We start from the raw sequence: 1,485 nt of genomic DNA on the forward strand, positions 1-1,485 counted from the left end.
ATCGGTAATTCGTTAGAATTCGATTTCGTCGTCCCACCTCCGCACAGTTGAGTAGGGCTGTAACAGCTGATGAAATCAGCGCAGTAGAGCCCACTCAACCACTGCGTCTTACTCGATAATCCAAAGACAATTGAGAGGCTAGGACTTTTGTGTCCCAGCCTCATCTATTTTCTTATCTCACATAAATATTTCACATGACCAGGCTCATCAAATTCATTTTTCTCAATAGCATACGCCACATTTGTATCCTTATTGAGAAATAGTATCATAGAATATGGTGCCATGAAACTTGCTTTCTCTTTCAAGAACCAAGAATCAAAACATTGGTCACCTTCGTATAACACGATTCTTTCATATTCATCTACATCATCACCTTCTGAAAGTCGTGCTCTTACTTCAAAATTAGCGCTGGGTTCTTTTCTCAAGATATCCCCAATCCAATAAGTTGCTTGTTGAAGCGAATAGAAATCAGCAATCCCCCAACGGAAGTACTCTCCCATTTTTTCTTCTACAAATTCAAAATCTTCAGTGGTGTCCATATCTCTAAAACTTGTTATTCTCATATAGTATTCTCACTTTCTATTTATACAACTTGTTTCTATTTTACAGCAAGCAACAAGGCTAGCTTGTTATTTAAAGGATCTTTCTTAGTTGCAGTAATTTGATTCAAATCCTTATATAAATTTATTATATCGAATTTATGTAATTTTGTCAATTTTGTCAGATTTAGTACACACTAGGATAACTGAGAGTCAATTCTTGACCTAGGAGATACACAATATAAAAACGCTTAATCCCTTTGTATAGGATAAGCGTTAAATGACAAGAGCAAAAGAAAAGATTAATTATTGTGGTCAATTTTCATCTAAATCCTTCAGTGCCTTCTTATAAGCCTCACTATCTTTCTTATAATAATCACGCTCTACACCAGAGATATCTACAGTAAAGACACCATCTTCATATATATAACTTGTTGTACGGTTTAACATTTGCGAACCCATTAACTCAATTGTTTCATTCTTTCGATCAATTACAAAATTGTCAGCAACACTACTATCAAGTATCCCTTTATTTCCTGAGATAGTAAATGCTCGTTCATTTCTAGATTCACTAACCCAATAATATTCCCCATCCAAAGTCTGATTTCTTTGATTAGAGCATGAAATTAAAGGCATACTCAAAATCGTTAAAAATAGTAGAATCAATAGTTTATCCAATGTAATACCTCCTTAATTGTTTATGTTATAACAAAATACCATTATAGGAATACTACGAAAATGTCTATGATAACAGCAATTTTTAAAGATGTCTGTTACAATAGCAAATTAATCTCACAAAATCAAAAACGCACTCTATTCTCCATAGTGGAGCTAATTAGAATGCGTCATTAGGGACTAAAAGATGACTATTATCAACTATTTATCGTCACCTTTAATCATATTTTTAACGCCTTCGATTGCTCCTTCAACAGCATCTTTTGCGTCT

General features: G+C 33.9%; 2 protein-coding genes. Both read right to left on the minus strand.

The annotated features are described in order from the left end of the window. Positions 1-164: 164 nt before the first annotated feature. On the minus strand, positions 165-563 hold the full coding sequence (locus ADI76_RS04105; RefSeq protein ID WP_049472585.1) for a hypothetical protein: 399 nt from the start codon (positions 561-563) through the stop codon (positions 165-167). A 291-nt stretch (positions 564-854) separates the two neighbouring features. Next, the gene (locus ADI76_RS04110; protein ID WP_042759940.1) at positions 855-1,217 is read right to left on the minus strand and encodes a hypothetical protein; all 363 of its coding nucleotides are present in this window, start codon (positions 1,215-1,217) and stop codon (positions 855-857) included. Between the last annotated feature and the right edge of the window lie 268 nt (positions 1,218-1,485).

This window comes from Streptococcus parasanguinis (assembly GCF_001074805.1).
GTDB lineage: Bacteria > Bacillota > Bacilli > Lactobacillales > Streptococcaceae > Streptococcus > Streptococcus parasanguinis_A.